General features: G+C 44.2%; 12 protein-coding genes. 1 reads left to right on the top strand and 11 read right to left on the bottom strand.

What is annotated here, in order from left to right; translation table 11 throughout:
- Positions 1 to 18 precede the first annotated feature (18 nt).
- From NST94_RS07150 to NST94_RS07135, 4 genes are all read right to left on the bottom strand, one after another.
- On the bottom strand, positions 19 to 1,323 hold the full coding sequence (locus NST94_RS07150) for an ectonucleotide pyrophosphatase/phosphodiesterase (protein WP_339172281.1): 1,305 nt from the start codon (positions 1,321 to 1,323) through the stop codon (positions 19 to 21).
- Complete coding sequence (locus tag NST94_RS07145) at positions 1,320 to 2,579, bottom strand: MFS transporter (protein ID WP_339281824.1); 1,260 nt, start codon at positions 2,577 to 2,579, stop codon at positions 1,320 to 1,322. Before NST94_RS07145 ends, NST94_RS07150 begins: the two co-directional genes overlap by 4 nt.
- 146 nt (positions 2,580 to 2,725) lie before the next feature.
- Positions 2,726 to 3,172, bottom strand: a complete 447-nt coding sequence (locus tag NST94_RS07140; protein WP_076185335.1) for a V4R domain-containing protein — start codon at positions 3,170 to 3,172, stop codon at positions 2,726 to 2,728.
- 182 nt (positions 3,173 to 3,354) lie between these two features.
- The gene (locus NST94_RS07135) at positions 3,355 to 4,536 is read right to left on the bottom strand and encodes an ATP-binding protein (RefSeq protein ID WP_076125275.1); all 1,182 of its coding nucleotides are present in this window, start codon (positions 4,534 to 4,536) and stop codon (positions 3,355 to 3,357) included.
- 291 nt (positions 4,537 to 4,827) lie between these two features.
- On the opposite strand from NST94_RS07135, the gene NST94_RS07130 reads away from it, so the two are divergent.
- Positions 4,828 to 6,759 carry an ATP-dependent DNA helicase gene (locus NST94_RS07130; protein WP_339281823.1) on the top strand — a complete coding sequence of 644 codons (1,932 nt, stop codon included), beginning with the start codon at positions 4,828 to 4,830 and terminating at the stop codon, positions 6,757 to 6,759.
- A gap of 65 nt (positions 6,760 to 6,824) precedes the next feature.
- On the opposite strand, the gene NST94_RS07125 is transcribed toward NST94_RS07130, so the two are convergent.
- The 7 genes from NST94_RS07125 to NST94_RS07095 all read right to left on the bottom strand — a co-directional run bounded on the left by NST94_RS07125 (position 6,825) and on the right by NST94_RS07095 (position 14,731).
- Positions 6,825 to 7,595, bottom strand: coding sequence for an ABC transporter permease (locus NST94_RS07125; RefSeq protein WP_339281822.1), 771 nt, complete (start codon positions 7,593 to 7,595; stop codon positions 6,825 to 6,827).
- Complete coding sequence (locus NST94_RS07120; RefSeq protein ID WP_339281821.1) at positions 7,596 to 8,354, bottom strand: ATP-binding cassette domain-containing protein; 759 nt, start codon at positions 8,352 to 8,354, stop codon at positions 7,596 to 7,598.
- 76 nt (positions 8,355 to 8,430) lie between these two features.
- On the bottom strand, positions 8,431 to 9,297 hold the full coding sequence (locus NST94_RS07115; protein WP_076125280.1) for a pentapeptide repeat-containing protein: 867 nt from the start codon (positions 9,295 to 9,297) through the stop codon (positions 8,431 to 8,433).
- Positions 9,298 to 9,311: 14 nt separating this feature from the next.
- Positions 9,312 to 9,641, bottom strand: a complete 330-nt coding sequence (locus NST94_RS07110) for a PadR family transcriptional regulator (RefSeq protein ID WP_036675798.1) — start codon at positions 9,639 to 9,641, stop codon at positions 9,312 to 9,314.
- 122 nt (positions 9,642 to 9,763) lie between these two features.
- Entirely contained in the window at positions 9,764 to 11,047 is a 1,284-nt protein-coding gene (locus NST94_RS07105) for a DUF1963 domain-containing protein (RefSeq protein ID WP_076305022.1), read from the bottom strand.
- Positions 11,048 to 11,312: 265 nt separating this feature from the next.
- Positions 11,313 to 13,046 (bottom strand): family 10 glycosylhydrolase, encoded by a 1,734-nt coding sequence (locus NST94_RS07100; protein WP_339281820.1) that lies wholly within the window; start codon positions 13,044 to 13,046, stop codon positions 11,313 to 11,315.
- Between the two features lie 38 nt (positions 13,047 to 13,084).
- A complete protein-coding gene (locus NST94_RS07095; RefSeq protein ID WP_076219658.1) occupies positions 13,085 to 14,731 on the bottom strand; it encodes an extracellular solute-binding protein in 1,647 nt (548 codons plus the stop codon).
- Positions 14,732 to 14,749 lie beyond the last annotated feature (18 nt).

The raw sequence follows: 14,749 nt of genomic DNA, 5'->3' as shown, positions 1-14,749 counted from the left end.
CGTTTCACATTGCTTAATTTAGTCCATAAAAATTTCCTCTAAAGGTCTTCCGTCACCTGGATTAAAATCAATCCCTAAAATCTTTGCCATCGTGGGGGCTATATCTACCATTTCGATGTCCCCTATATGATGCCCATTTCTAATCTTTTCCCCGGAGACAACCAAGTTGCATCTATAGCCGTCTTTATCAGGAGAATAGCCATGCGTGGCAAATTTAACGCCTTGTTTGTCCAAATCAACAATCGTTGGTTCATCCATACTTTCGTCGAAACAATAACCTCTCTTAGCCTCAAGCATATACTTTGTGGTTTGGCCCACATGAAAATAATCCAGTTCATCTCTAGCATACAATTTCTCTATACCTGAAGATTCATCTCTCATATTATCTCCAATAACAGCTAATGCTATTTGCTCAGCTTCTTCATCGCCCTGCCGGATATGCAAGTAAGCCGCTCCACCCCCACACTGAAAGTAAGCTCTCCACTTCATTTCGCCGTTCTCTTCATAGATCAGGCCCTTTTCCTGCAAAAGGTTGTTTAAATGCACCTTGTACCTAACATTAAACTGGCCATGGTCCCCCAAAATTAAAAAAATCGTATCATCCTTTATCCCCGCTTCATCCACTGCCTGCATAATATCGCCTAACCTTTTATCCATACGTGTGATTACCTGCATCACTTCGTCACTGTCAGTTCCATAAGCATGTTTGGCATCATCCAGATCGATCAGATGCATCATTAGAAGATTAGGTTTTTTGCGCTTAATCGTTTCTATAGCACATTTGGTCGTGAAGTCATCCAGATAGGGCTGCTCAATCCCCTTGCGGATCCGGCCATATTTCAGCTCCATATCCACGCAGTATAAGGGGCTTCCGCTTTTTAATATCTTCAGTGCCTGATTTTCGTTTTTGATGGCTCTGATTTCAGGTATATTGTATTGGATGGAGGATTTACCCGATACTGGCCATAGGATTCCGGCGGTGCTCATCTTATGCTCGCGCGCAACATCGTAAATCGTTGGCACCTTGATCGCATTTCTAAACCAGAACCAATTCTGCTCCTCTTCCTTAATAAAGGGCTGAAACGGATTGTTGTGATGGATGCCATGCTTATCCGGATATACACCGGTTGCTATGGTGGTGTGCACTACATATGTGAGCGTGGGATACACACTTTTCAATTTATGGCTATGGGCTCCGTTTTTAATTAATTCCGCTAAGTTTGGAAGCCGGCTGGCCAATGCCCAGTGGTCTTCTGAAAAGGCATCGTAAGAGATGACGATCAAATGCTTGGCCATAGCCGTTTGTGCTTTAATTGACTTCATAGAATAAGCCCCTTAGATTCGTCATGTTCAGGCTGCTCTTTAGGTAAAGTTATAAATACGAATAATCCAATAATAAAAAGTGGGATAATCGCTAAAATACTAAATTTAGCATTACCTGTTAAGGTTGTTGTTAAAGACATTACAGCAGGACCAACAATGGCCGCGAACTTGCCAAAAATATTGTAAAAACCAAAGAATTCATTGGAATTCTCCTTTGGAATGATCTTCGCATAATAAGACCTGCTGAGCGCCTGAATGCCTCCCTGAGCGGAACCAATTAGCGCACCTAGAATAAATATATGCCACACTGAAGTGATAAAAAAAGCCGCGATGCAGGAAAGGATATATGTAACAATCCCCACGATGATCAAAGTCCTGGCGGAGTGTTTTTTGGCGAGATTACCATACAGGATTGCACAAGGAAAAGCGATGATCTGGATAACTAATAATATCCCCAGTAAGGTAAAGGTGTCAAAAGCATCCGCACCCAGAACCGATGTGGCATAGGGCACCACCATTTTAATAATCGTATCTACCCCATCAATATAAAGAAAGTACGCAATTAAGAAAACAAATACAACTTTATGCTGTCTAACATTCCTAAAGGTGTCTCCCAGTCTTTTAAAACTGTTGATTACAGGTCTTGGTTCAGGCTCAATATAATATCTCTGCTTCACATCTCTGATCATGGGTATGGTCAACAGCCCCCACCAAAGGGCAGTAATGATAAACCCAATCTGATAACCGATCGACTTATCCATCCCCATAAACAGAATCAATAGCAGGCTGATGCCAAATGGAATGACGCTGGCGATATATCCATAAGCAAAACCTTTTGTGGATACCTTATCCATCCTTTCATCAGTGGTTATATCCACAAGAAAAGAGTCATAAAAAATATTGGCTCCGGCAAAACCTATGACGGATAGGATGTAAAACACAATCAATAACTGCCACTGCCCGCTCGCAGGTGCAACGAATGCCAAGGAAGCCGTAGCCAGCACACCGATCAAAGAGAAAAATAAGAAAAAGCGCTTTTTCTTATCTTTGTAATCTGCGATCGTGCCCAAAATCGGACTAAGGATAGCCACAAGAATACTAGCAATGGAGTTAAAGTACCCTAAATCCATGCTGCTGTTAACATTTGAAAACATGCCAAATACAATAGGCAATAATGCAGTTGTAACCGCCATCGAATAGGCTGAATTCCCGCAGTCATATAAAATCCATGATTTTTCCTCTTTGCTAAGTTTCATCTAACAGCCACCTTTTCACCTATTTGTAACTGTTATATCATTTCAGCATAAGAGCCATGTTAAATGAATGTTAATTCCATCACAACTTCTTCATAAAAAAACGACCTTTTAAAATCGAAAGGCCGCTTACTCGCTTTTATATTAATTTAATATTTGACGATATATTCGCAATATTCATCCCCATTAACATTACATTTTATTTCCCGGACGGAAACCCGCTTTCCACGAATTTTAGTAAGTGCTCCTTCGATAATGGCTCCCTCCAGGTCACAAACCATTTTCCCTTCCATAATAGGTAACCCTTCGCAGAAACAATCGTGTACTGCAATCGTCATCCCCTTGTCATCTTCATGGGTTATTATAGGAATCCCTATCTTCAATTGTTCGAATAACTCGAATAGTTCATTAACCGAGGTAACACCAAACTCTTCCCCAATTTTTCTTCCTATAGTCAACGTTGTACCCTTACCATTCATGGGTAACGCTTGATATAAACCAATAAGTCTAATCGTTCTGAAAAGCTCCAAAGGTACGACATTACCTAAATTTTTTCTCTTTATTTTTTTCATATCTGTAAAAGTAAATTGATCCATGCCAGTAGCCTCCAATTGCTTATGTAATTTATATTTCAAATTTAATTGATATATTGAGTATAAACGTATCCAATAATTGCTTTGTGATCTTACGCACATCCTGATTTTTTGTAGAACCATAACAAAAAAAGCAACTTCCCTGTTGGCAAGTCGCTCCTTCATTCATTAGATGCAGCAGCATCTCAAATATGATAATCATAAACCCAAGGCAAAATAACCCTCACGCTAGTTCCAACCTGAACCTCTGAATCTACCTTAATATGCCCCCCATACATTTCAATTAATTGTTTACAAATCGATAATCCAATCCCTGTCCCTTTTTGCTTGGTAGTAAAGAAAGGGTCAAATATCCGTTTTAATTTATCCTGTGGAATTCCTTCTCCGTTGTCTTTAAAGAGTAGAATAATTTCGTTTGTCTCAGCAGCTGTGGTAACAGAAATATCTATTCTGCCTCTAAAAGCTGTGAAGGAATCGATACTATTTTTCAAAATATTAAGAATTACCTGCTCTAGCTGAGAGGCGCTTCCAAACGTTAGTACTTTTTCTAAAGAGCACTCTACTGAAAGTATAATATCATCACTAAGTATGAGTTGATTCACAATGTTATTAACTCTATGTATAACCTCCATAACGTTAAATACTACGCCGTTATTTTTCGTACTGTCACCTTTTCGAGCCAGTATTAGAAAGTCCGTTACTAATCCATTCAGAGCATCAATCTCTTTGATGGTGATATCCAGATATGCACGCAATTCATCCGCTTTGATCTCCGGCTCATTTAGCCTGATATTTACAAGCTGAGCAAAACCTTTAATCGAAGCTAGCGGATTTCTTATTTCATGCGCCATTCCTGCTGCCATTTGTCCCATAACAGCAATTTTTTGTTCATGTAAATTGTCAATCTGTTGATTTTTATTAGACAAATAACCTTGTGCAAAGCCAGTAAAACGGGTCCAGTTGCATTCCATTAAACGATTATAAAAAAACAATCGGATCGCGGAATCATCTACAAACTCTTCAATGATCTTAAACATAATATTCTGAGCGGTTAAATTTAAATCCTTGCTCATATCAAGTAAAATATCAAAATGATCACCGAATATTTCTGCAGTATAAACCCCTTGCTCAGCCCCCTCTTTTTCTAGCAGGTTTAAGTATTGATCGTAACCAAAAGAATCAAAAAACAAGGCTTCTACCATACTCATTAATATCGTACTGAATGATGAATCTAACAATTCCTTATGCGTCTCTACAAACCAGGAGAATTCGATGTTTTTCATAGTCATGGAATGATAATGCCTGTTTAAAATGATTGGAACTGCTAAGATTAATGACGAACGCAATTCATTTTCTTTGTATGACATTGTCATCCTCCTTCTTTGTAGTTTGTATTCAAGATATGTGTATATTTTCCTGCTTCAAAAACACAGTAATTCACTTTGTTTTAATCATCATATTATATTCTGGACTTGACTGTTAGAGTGGCATCGAAGATAATTACAACCTCACCAAAAAACCAAAAAAACTATAATTAGGAAGATCATTGATTTTGAAAAGGGGCGGTCGTCATTAGCTGGTTAAGTGATCTCTACAAATTACAGAAGCAGGAGCTAAAGAAGGACATCGAGCCCTCTTTAGTCAATGCTATCTTTCGCATGTATGATAAATTTCCCAGGATTGGACTTAAAGAGCGGATCGGCCAGCAGGATATGTCTCTAGATATCGCTGATGCCTATATTAATGGTCGAAACGCGATGATTGAAGCTGGAGTCGGCATCGGCAAGTCCTTTGCCTACCTCATTCCCAGCCTGCTTATTAACCAAATCTCAAGGCAACCGGTTATTATTGCGACATCCTCCATACAACTTTCAGAACAAATACATAAAGATCTGAGATTCATCGGAAGTCGGCTCGGATTTACAAGGGTACGTTCGGTAGTTGGAAAAGGCATGGGGCAGTATGCTTGCCGGTATAGGGCAGCAGATCTGTTCCAAGCGGATGATTCAAACCCCCCTCTGTCTGCGCTTGCTCAACAGATTGTGAATTATGAAATTGATGAGCGGGCGGATATTAAGGGCGGGGTTAGTGATGCAGTATGGTCTAACGTTTGTGTGAATGATTGCAAATTTGAACGTTGCCATTATAAAAGTACATGTACGTTTTATGAGATGAGAGCTAAAATTAATGCCAACGCGAGCGACATGGATTTTATTATCGTAAACCAGGATCTGCTCATCCGTGATTTAATTAAGAAAAAGGAAGGAACGAAGGGGTTAATCACTGAACGGCCGGCTCTGATCGTAATTGATGAAGCTCATAATCTGGAAGCGAAGGTTAGAGATGCAAGAACGCTCGAATTTACAAACCGGGGAACCTGCCATATTCTGGATGACGCCTTACAGATTCTCTTCAAACAATCTGCCGATACGGAGCTTATGCCGCAATTTAAATTTATAAAAAGATGCGTTGGCCATATTTTTAAACAAGTAGAGGCAGACTTACTGCAAACAGCCAAGCAGGACAATGACCGTATAAAAATATCGCAGATCACAGGAATCCCCTTAAGACGAGCAGCTCAGGTTTTAAAAGATTTTAATCTCAGCCTTTCCGTCTTAACTTCACGGCATGAGCGGGAGATTGACAATATTTTCGAAGCCATGAACGGACTTATCGACCTCTTTGATGTACTCGCCGGAGTAGAGGATAACTATCTGATCTGGGCAAGCAATACCCAGCGGGAGAGTACCCTTAGTATCTGCCCTAAAGGGATAAGCCAGTTTCTGAAATATACCTTATTTAACGGGAAAACCTCTGTTATTTTAACGTCAGCAACGATGTGTCAAAACGGAGAAACGCTGGAGGAACAATACGCTTATCTCACTGAGTCCCTCGGTTACAGGGGAGATTATATGGAGCGCCAAGCTTCACCGTTTGATTATGACAACCACACCATGCTGTATATTGCCAAGGACATCCCCTACTATAACCATCAGCGGCGGGAAGATTATCTTGAAGCGGCATACAAGGAAATGATGAGGCTCTGTAATTTAACAGACGGGCGGACATTGGTTCTTTTTTCAGCTAAAGAGGATATGAAGTATATTCATAAGAAATTAAACTCTGAGAAGCTGGCATGGGCATTGCATGTTCAAAGGGAAGGTTCGTCCCAGGACGGGGTGATCGCTGACTTTCGGGGCAGTAAAGGCGTTCTACTTAGTACCGGTGTATTCTGGGAAGGTGTGAATATCGAAGGTTCCGATTTGTCGCAGTTAATCATTTTCCGTCTGCCTTTCCCTGTTCCTGCCGATCCTGTCTATGAATATAAGACTTCGATGGCAAAGAATCCCTTGAAAGAGGTTTTTGTACCGGACATGCTGCTTCGGTTAAGACAAGGAACCGGGCGCCTGATCCGCAGTGAAACTGATCTGGGTGTACTCAGCATACTCGATTCCCGCCTGTCCATTGCCGCCAAAAAGGATTACCGGGATCAGGTACTGGAAGCCTTACCTTTTAAAAAGGTTACTGAGGATTTCAAGGTTCTGGAGAAGTTTGTGAAAGAAAAAGGGATACAGCTTAGCGATACGTAGAGAGATGAAAAAAAGCAACCCATCCGCAGACAAGTCGCTTCTAAACCCTATAACGTTATCTGCAATTAAACTACTTTATGTTTGTATACCCGCATCGCTATTAAATAAGCAACTACTAGAATGGCTATGCACCATATGATGGCTCCCCAAATATCATTGCCAACAGGCTGCCCCATCAGGAGGGAGCGAACCGCCTCTACTATAGATGTAACGGGTTGGTTTTCAGCAAAGGCGCGAACGACTGGCGGCATCGATTCGGTAGGCACAAAGGCCGAGCTGATGAAAGGAAGGAAAATAATCGGGTAGGAAAAAGCAGTCGCGCCGTCCACCGATTTTGCGGATAGTCCAGCAATTGCTGCGACCCAAGTTAGAGCCAGCGTAAACAATATCAGGATGCCGGCAACCGCCAGGCATGAGAGCACTCCTGCCGATGAACGAAACCCCATAATCAATGCAACAAGAATGATGACGCTAACTGAAATCGCATTGGAAATCAGGGAGGTCAGCACATGTCCCCACAGCATGGTAGAACGTGCAATCGGCATAGAATGGAATCTCTGAAAAATCCCTTTTTGCACATCATTAAACAGGCGGTAAGCCGTATAAGTTACACCACTTGCAATAGCGATCAGTATGATCCCGGGCAATAAATAATTCACATAGTTATCCGTACCCGCCTGGATGGCCCCACCGAACACGTAAACAAACAACAGCATAAATGCAATTGGCATGATAGTTACCGTGATGATGGTATCCATACTGCGGAGAATATGGCGCATAGAGCGTCCGAGCATTACACTCATGTCACTGAAAAAGTGCTTCTTAATCATTTCCATTTACTTTCCCTCCTTTTTGCCGATGATTGCGAGGAATATTTCCTCCAGCGTCGGCTGCTTTTCAATGTACTCAACTTTTGCGGGCGGAAAACGCTTTTTTAGTTCTTCGAGTGTACCGCTCGCAATAATTTTACCTTCATGCAGAATGGCAATTTGATCAGCAAGCTGCTCTGCCTCTTCCAAATACTGCGTCGTCAAAAAGACAGTCGTACCGCCGTCGGCAAGCTCCTTAACCATCTTCCATACATCAATCCTTGCCTCAGGATCAAGTCCAGTGGTTGGTTCGTCGAGGAAAATAATCTGCGGTTTTCCAACAAGACTCATCGCGAGATCTAATCTCCGGCGCATCCCGCCTGAATAAGTGGATACCTTGCGATCCGCGGCAGCGGTCAAAGTGAAGCGTTCCAGCAGATCGTCCGCAACTTGACGCGGACGCTTCTCATGGCGGAGCCTCGCAATCATGATCAGATTTTCCCGGCCGCTCAGAATCTCATCCACGGCAGCAAATTGACCCGTCAGGCTGATGGACTGGCGTACATAATCAGGCTTTGTGGCGACATCAAATCCGTTCACTGCAGCAGTCCCGCCATCTTGATTCAGCAAAGTGGTGAGGATTTTGACAATGGTGGTCTTGCCTGCACCATTGGAGCCCAGCAGAGCAAAAACGCTGCCCTGCTCCACTTCAAAATCCACCCCCTTTAAAACTTGAAGCTGTCTGTAGGACTTTTCCAACCCAACCACTTTAATGGACTTGTTCATTGCATTCCCTCCTCAAGGTTTTGTTAGCATATCTTCATGGAATTCTCCCCGCAAAACTCACTTCGGAAGCTCAGGCTTATAGGACTGTAACCTTTGTCAAATCAGCTTCCATGCCTTTGAGCGCAGCGAAGGTCAACTTATCCATCATTGCACCGTCAAAGTTGATCGTTTTGATTGCACGATAAAACTTCTTGGATAACGAAAACCCGGAGAGGAATGACACATTTTTTAACGTCGCACCTCTAAACGAAATATCGTTCAGCGCCGACTTTTCAAACTTGACCCCGATAAAGGTCTGGCCGTCAAAACATAATCCCCGCAGATCAGAGGTTTTAAATTCCACACCGTCAAAGATACAGTTCTCAAAGATTGTTTTCGTGAGATCAGTCGTACACAGCTTGACGTCGGTCAGTCTTGCACTGATAAATTTCGCCCCTGTAAGTCCTGATGAGCTAAAGTTGGTGCGAACAAGAATAGATTTGTGAAAGCTCGCATTTGCCAGTTCAATGCCGGACAGATTGCAGTCGGTCAGATTAGCGCTGTCGAACTTGGCCTCGCCAACGTCACTGCCCGCGAAAGAACTGCCGGTCAAGTCTGCGCCTGTAAAATCGGAACCCCGCAACGCGCTCACTTTAAAATCCCCTTTATGGGCGGTAACGCCTGCAAAATCACTCTTCGATAAGTTGCTCGCCCTAAAGCTCGTCACCACCTGCCGCTCAAGTGAACGGGAGAGATTGGCAACCTCCTGCACCGTCTGTTCAATGTCGCCGATGCTGTCTATCGTCATCTTAAACGCCGTTTCATCATCCTTGCCTTCAGCCTTGAGTTCACTGAACCGCTCCTGCAAATCGGAAAGGAGGTCACTCTTTAATTCAGCAACGCTTTTTATCCCGTCATAGGGTGCGAATACGCCATTTAAATACATGTTTAATTTCTCATTCATATTATCAAGTCTCCTTATAATAAGTTTTCAAGCACACGCTTTGCGTACTCCCAATTAGTCTTGTTATTGGCGTAAACAGCTTTCCCCTTCTCGGTAATCCGAAAATACTTCCGTCGTCCCCCCTGAGACTCATCCCCCCAATACCATTCAATGTCACCGTCTGCCTCAAGCCGCCGGACGCTGGAGTACATCGTAGCTTCTTTTAATTCATACTCGCCTCCGGAACGCTCAGCAATCAATTTGACGATTTCATATCCATAACGATCGGCTTCGGACAAGAGCCGTAATACCATCGTATCGGTATGCCCTCGCAGCAGATCGGATGTGATTTTGTTCTCACTCATTTCATCACCTCATAATCGCATTGTATATCATACTACTGTGACAGTCAAGGTACTTTGATCATCATGTTTATACAAAATAAAAAAATGCCGTCCTTAGTTGTCTAAGGCAGCATTTTTCTCTTTTAAGTCTGCTGGTAATTCACAGCTACCTGCCGGCAACCCTCACACAAAAATGCATAATAAATCCCCTCGCTGTCCTCGGCCTGTTCCATGTCCATTTGGGCAATAAACTTCATCGTCGTCGAACAGCAAGGGCACACAGGATATTCCGCATCCTGAATCCAAGCCGGATGTCCTCCAATCTGCGACGCAGGCGCCTCAAGCATCCAATACGAATTTTCATAGGTTCCCATCTGCCGTTCCGATAGCTGCATGGCATGCCATGCTATTTCTTCCCTGTCTTCATTTGCAGGCAAAAAATCAGGAACGGTATTATATTCACTCCACGAATATTGGCCATCCAGCTCCGCTTTCATAAACACGGTGCCATAACAATTACAATGCATGCAAGCTGCAACCCTTAACCGCTGGCCGGAAAGCTTCATAAATTGAACCAGTGGATTCTGCAAATCGTAATCAAACAGCACTGTCAATTTACCGCCACACCAAGGGCAGGAATGCTCACCCTCCTGCAGCGCCACTACCGCCGTATGATCCCGATCCAGCCCATTTTTTCCGTCCCTGTTTACTTCAAAATGATAACTCTCGGGGTAAAAGAGCAGCCTTTTCCCACCGTCGGGATCTAATTCCCATCCTGCTTCGTGAGCATAGGTTTCCGGAGCCACATTTAACTCCGATGTCCATCGAGGCGGATGCTGCCGCCATGTCTCGAACTGCCGTACAACCTCTTTATCGCCAATCCAGGCCAATGCAAGCAGCAAATGATTACGGTTTTCCGAGTCATGCTCTAACTGATGAATGATCATATCGCGGATCTCCTGACCAGCTTCTTTATAGAGAATACCGGGATAATACTTCCCTTTGTGAAAAAAAACCTCCAGCCCCCGTTCAATGAACGCACTTGAAAAACATATAAGCGACAGTAAAATAGCCTCAGCCTGGTCAAAATCATCTTCTTCCATCAATTCAATGGCGTAGGATTCCAATCGCTCCCTTTCGCTTTCAGTCAGTTGACGATACAACTCTTGCGCGGTTTTGTGATAGGAGATTTCGTGTTCAAGCGGGCTCCATCTCCGCGGTTTGTGCATGATTTTAAGAATTTCAACCGGATCATTCACACCTGCGTACAAATCAATGTCTTTTCGATTTTGTTCAATATAAGCCTTTTGCTCCAGCGCAAGCTTCCTTTGATGACAGGGCATGCAGATTCCCCCCGTCTTTAAAGCAGTTGCAGGAAGTATGCTTCCCTTGCAGCCTGAGGTTTGGCAGGGTATACGCTCGCTCATCGTATCTCTCCTATTCTGTATAAGTTATTCTCAAAGACTATTATTAATAAGCTAAACTGCATTATAGAATTAGCTATATTATAGAATTAGCTGCATTAAATATACCACCGGATTTAGCAGCTTTAAATTCATTTCAGATTTCAATTGGATATATCCCCCACCATCACCTTAAACGGAAACAAAAAAAGGTCAACCAAATATTTCTGGTTAACCTGATAAACGAAAACTCCCCGGATAAATAAGAACCGGTGCCCTTGTATTAGGCTTAATCCGTAATCTTCACATTTCCAAACACAGCCTTATTCCTCGAGTCATCCCCGGGATTGCTAAGTGCTATGCCAATATACACCTTGCGGTTCATCGGAATCTGAACAGTTCCGACCGTTTGCCAGTTATTCCCGTTCGTCGAAATAGCCCCTTTGAAGGTATTTCCACTTCGGGTCAGCTTTAGCCATCTTGGAGCCGAGGCAGCCGCAGTCTGATCAACCATATTGCCCGCAGTCTCTGCACGATACTGGAAGGTGGCCCCATTTTCGGGGGTAAGCATCATATCTGCGTGCTTCGAATTATGACCCAGCGACTCCCGAATCATAATGCCGGCCTTGGCCCAGCCGTCCAATCGGCTAGTGGACTGCACTTTAACAATAAGCTCCGCATCGCCCCGCACGGATTGGTATATATAATTCAGTTGATCTCCATTTCCCCAGATATCCGTAGAGCTGCTGCTGAGTGTAAATTGCTTATTGGAAGAATTGTAGGTAACGTTTCCCGGCATGGAACCAATATTTCGCGCCTTCCACCCTGCTGGTAATTGAGCCGGATAGTCTTGTTCTACCGGAGGCGTCCAGCCTGGCGTAGGCCAGGTTTCACGTTCTTTGATATTGGCTAGATCATCTTCTGGCCAGGCCCCGTAAGCAAAGAACGACAGACGCTTCACACCTGGATAATTCTCGCGGATTCCCTTGTAAATCTCCTGATATTGATCATCTGTCCAATCATTATCCAGCGTCGCAACAATTTCCACGTCACTGCCGCTAATCCGGTCGCTCGTATCCTTCAGGATTCCGTAGGAAGTGCTGTATACCCAATCACTGTTGAACTCCCAGTCATCAAAGTACGCCATTGGTGCAACAAAGTCGATATCATCCTTGAATTTGGCTACATTCTGCCCAACTTCAATGAATTCTGGCGGCAAAATATACACGCCGAGCTGCACATCCGGCTTCGAGGACTGGGTGATATCCTGACGGATATCGCCCACATACTGTCCGATTTGTTCGGTTCTCCATTCATTCCACTGCTCACGCTGAGGCGAATCTGTCTCGAAGTCAATGCTGAGCGGTGAATACCCGAACTGCGCCTGATACTTCAGGGCCGTGTAATCACTGACGTCCATGTTGTAATTGTCGAAGCGGATCCAATCCAGCACAACGCCATCCACATCATAATTCTCGATTACTTCCTGAATAATGGAACGCTCATACTCCTGCACTTCATGGTGAATCGGATTGACGAAGTATTCGTTGCCGTTAGAACCTGTAAACGGTGTCTGAACCCCGTCAACCAGCGCCTGCATCTGCCATTCATCGTGCTCCAGGAAAGCCTGCTGATCATGGAACTGCGGAATCCAGGCATGAACCTTGATTCCTACAGCATGGGCTGCCGTAATGACAGCCTGCAGGGCATCGAAATTCTGGTAGCCTTGGGCAATTGGTGCGATATCACTCTGATAAAATACACTTCCAGACGGAACCTCATCATCTTCATCCTGCTTCACGTTCATGCTAATAACATCGACGCCATAGCTTGTAGACAGCGCGATGAAATTCTGGACATCCGCCATGTTCTTAAACTGGTTTACGGTCCGTACAATAACTTCCGTTTCGAAAGGGGGGTTACTCTCCTCTTCGGCCATAACAGGAACGGAACCACCGGCTATCGAAGAAACCAACACGATGCTTAATAGTGCTATGAACCTCGATCTCAACGCAAATGCCATAATCTCGCCTCCACAATTATAAGATTTTATAAATAGTCTTATTTCGTCGCGTTGATTTTCTTAACATTTTCCTGCCATTTTTCGGTTCTGAATTCAAGCAGCTTAGCAAGCCCCGCTTTTTCGGTGTTCTTTTTAGCTGTCTTTAGCGCCGACAGCACCGCTTCATCCGACTTCGCCTGAACCATCTGGGCGTAAGCAAGGGTATAAATATCCCCGATATTCTGTGCGATGATGCCGATCTCTGTATCCGGAATCGGATCGGTATTTACAAACTCCGTGATATCCAACGCGGTTTTCCAGGTCACCGTGGACTGCGCCACGGTCTCCCAGGATTTCTGGTTCGCGGAAAGCAGCGCCTCGAGGCTCATTTTCGCCGTATCAATAAAGGTCGTATTTCCCGCCCAGTTAAAGTCCTCGAATTTCCGCATCGTTTCCGTACGCTCGTTAGCAGGAGTCGTCTTGTATTTCTCGTTCGGGATTGGAGCTCCGTCCGCATCCTCTTCATCCCAGTACAAGCCTTTAGGACCGAAGAAAAGCACCTTCTGCCCCTCCGGGCCCGTAATCCAGTCAAAATAAGCGAAGATGGCCTCCGGATCCTTGGCCTTTTTCGTAATGACATTAACGTTCCAACCCAGCGTCTCAAAGCCGCTTACAAACACTCGTGTTTTGTCTAGTCCGGATTTATGAATCGGCCATATAATCTCATAACCGCTGTCCGGATTGTTCGCTGTCAGTGCCCGGTGTCCCTCGGCTCCATACGTAGTGATATTGGATTCGACCATGACTGCTACCCGGTTGGTATTGACCTTTTCTTTGACCGCATCCTGGGTTTGCTGCAGTGCATCCTGCGTAATCAGCCGTTCACGATACAGCTTATTAATATAAAGCACCATCTCCTCGTAAGCGGGATCGTCCAAGATAGATGACAGCTTGTCGCCATCCGGATATCCCATGAGTGAAATAAACTTACTGGTGGAGTTCTCCTTAAAACCACCATACATAATTTCCAGACCTGCCCCCTTCTCCCCAACCTCCAGAGGTACTACATCCGGATACTTTTCTTGCACCTTAAGCAAATATTGATACAAATCATCAAAGGTCTCCAGCGCCGGTCTGCCGAGTTCGTTATAAATATCTTTATTCACCATCCATCCGCCGTTGCCGAATTGCCCGGATGTATACCAGTTCGGGATTTGATAGATTTTCCCGTCTTCTGAACGGAGCAAATTCAGGGTGGATTCCTTCACATATTTCTTGAAGTTCGGATACTTCTCATAGTAATCATCCAGCGCAACGAGTTGTCCTGCCTGCACCAGCCGCTCCACTGAGGATCCCCGGTCAGTAAAAATGACATCCGGTAAATCACCGCCGACGATCATCGTGTTGAGCTTTTCTCCGGCCGCTCCTCCGGATTGTATGGGTTCAACAGTAACCTTACGGTTCTCCTGAATCCATTTTGTCGCCTCATTATCCCCCCAGGGTGATGTCGTAAGCCAGTCATAGTTTCCATAGAAGCTGAAGGTGACGGGCTTGATCCCGCTGCCGTCATCTGTGGCGGCCTCAGTATTCAGATTTTTCTCGCTTGTGTTTGGTGAAGTGTTAGAATTTCCTCCTCCGCTACAGGCAGCGAGAAGAAGCACCAGTGAAGTCAGCAAAAGAGATACCCATTTCATACGATTGCGCATCTTTTCCCTTCTTTCTAC

It is taken from the genome of Paenibacillus sp. FSL H8-0282 (assembly GCF_037963825.1).
Classification (GTDB): Bacteria; Bacillota; Bacilli; order Paenibacillales; family Paenibacillaceae; genus Paenibacillus_AQ; species Paenibacillus_AQ odorifer.
This window is presented reverse-complemented; position numbering and strand designations above follow the sequence as displayed.

Coding starts and splice junctions, on each gene's coding strand:
- NST94_RS07150 (WP_339172281.1), bottom strand. CDS start 1,323: ATGAAGTCAATTAAAGCACAAACGGCTATGGCCAAGCATTTGATCGTC.
- NST94_RS07145 (WP_339281824.1), bottom strand. CDS start 2,579: ATGAAACTTAGCAAAGAGGAAAAATCATGGATTTTATATGACTGCGGG.
- NST94_RS07140 (WP_076185335.1), bottom strand. CDS start 3,172: ATGGATCAATTTACTTTTACAGATATGAAAAAAATAAAGAGAAAAAAT.
- NST94_RS07135 (WP_076125275.1), bottom strand. CDS start 4,536: ATGTCATACAAAGAAAATGAATTGCGTTCGTCATTAATCTTAGCAGTT.
- NST94_RS07130 (WP_339281823.1), top strand. CDS start 4,828: ATGTATGATAAATTTCCCAGGATTGGACTTAAAGAGCGGATCGGCCAG.
- NST94_RS07125 (WP_339281822.1), bottom strand. CDS start 7,595: ATGGAAATGATTAAGAAGCACTTTTTCAGTGACATGAGTGTAATGCTC.
- NST94_RS07120 (WP_339281821.1), bottom strand. CDS start 8,354: ATGAACAAGTCCATTAAAGTGGTTGGGTTGGAAAAGTCCTACAGACAG.
- NST94_RS07115 (WP_076125280.1), bottom strand. CDS start 9,297: ATGAATGAGAAATTAAACATGTATTTAAATGGCGTATTCGCACCCTAT.
- NST94_RS07110 (WP_036675798.1), bottom strand. CDS start 9,641: ATGAGTGAGAACAAAATCACATCCGATCTGCTGCGAGGGCATACCGAT.
- NST94_RS07105 (WP_076305022.1), bottom strand. CDS start 11,047: ATGAGCGAGCGTATACCCTGCCAAACCTCAGGCTGCAAGGGAAGCATA.
- NST94_RS07100 (WP_339281820.1), bottom strand. CDS start 13,046: ATGGCATTTGCGTTGAGATCGAGGTTCATAGCACTATTAAGCATCGTG.
- NST94_RS07095 (WP_076219658.1), bottom strand. CDS start 14,731: ATGCGCAATCGTATGAAATGGGTATCTCTTTTGCTGACTTCACTGGTG.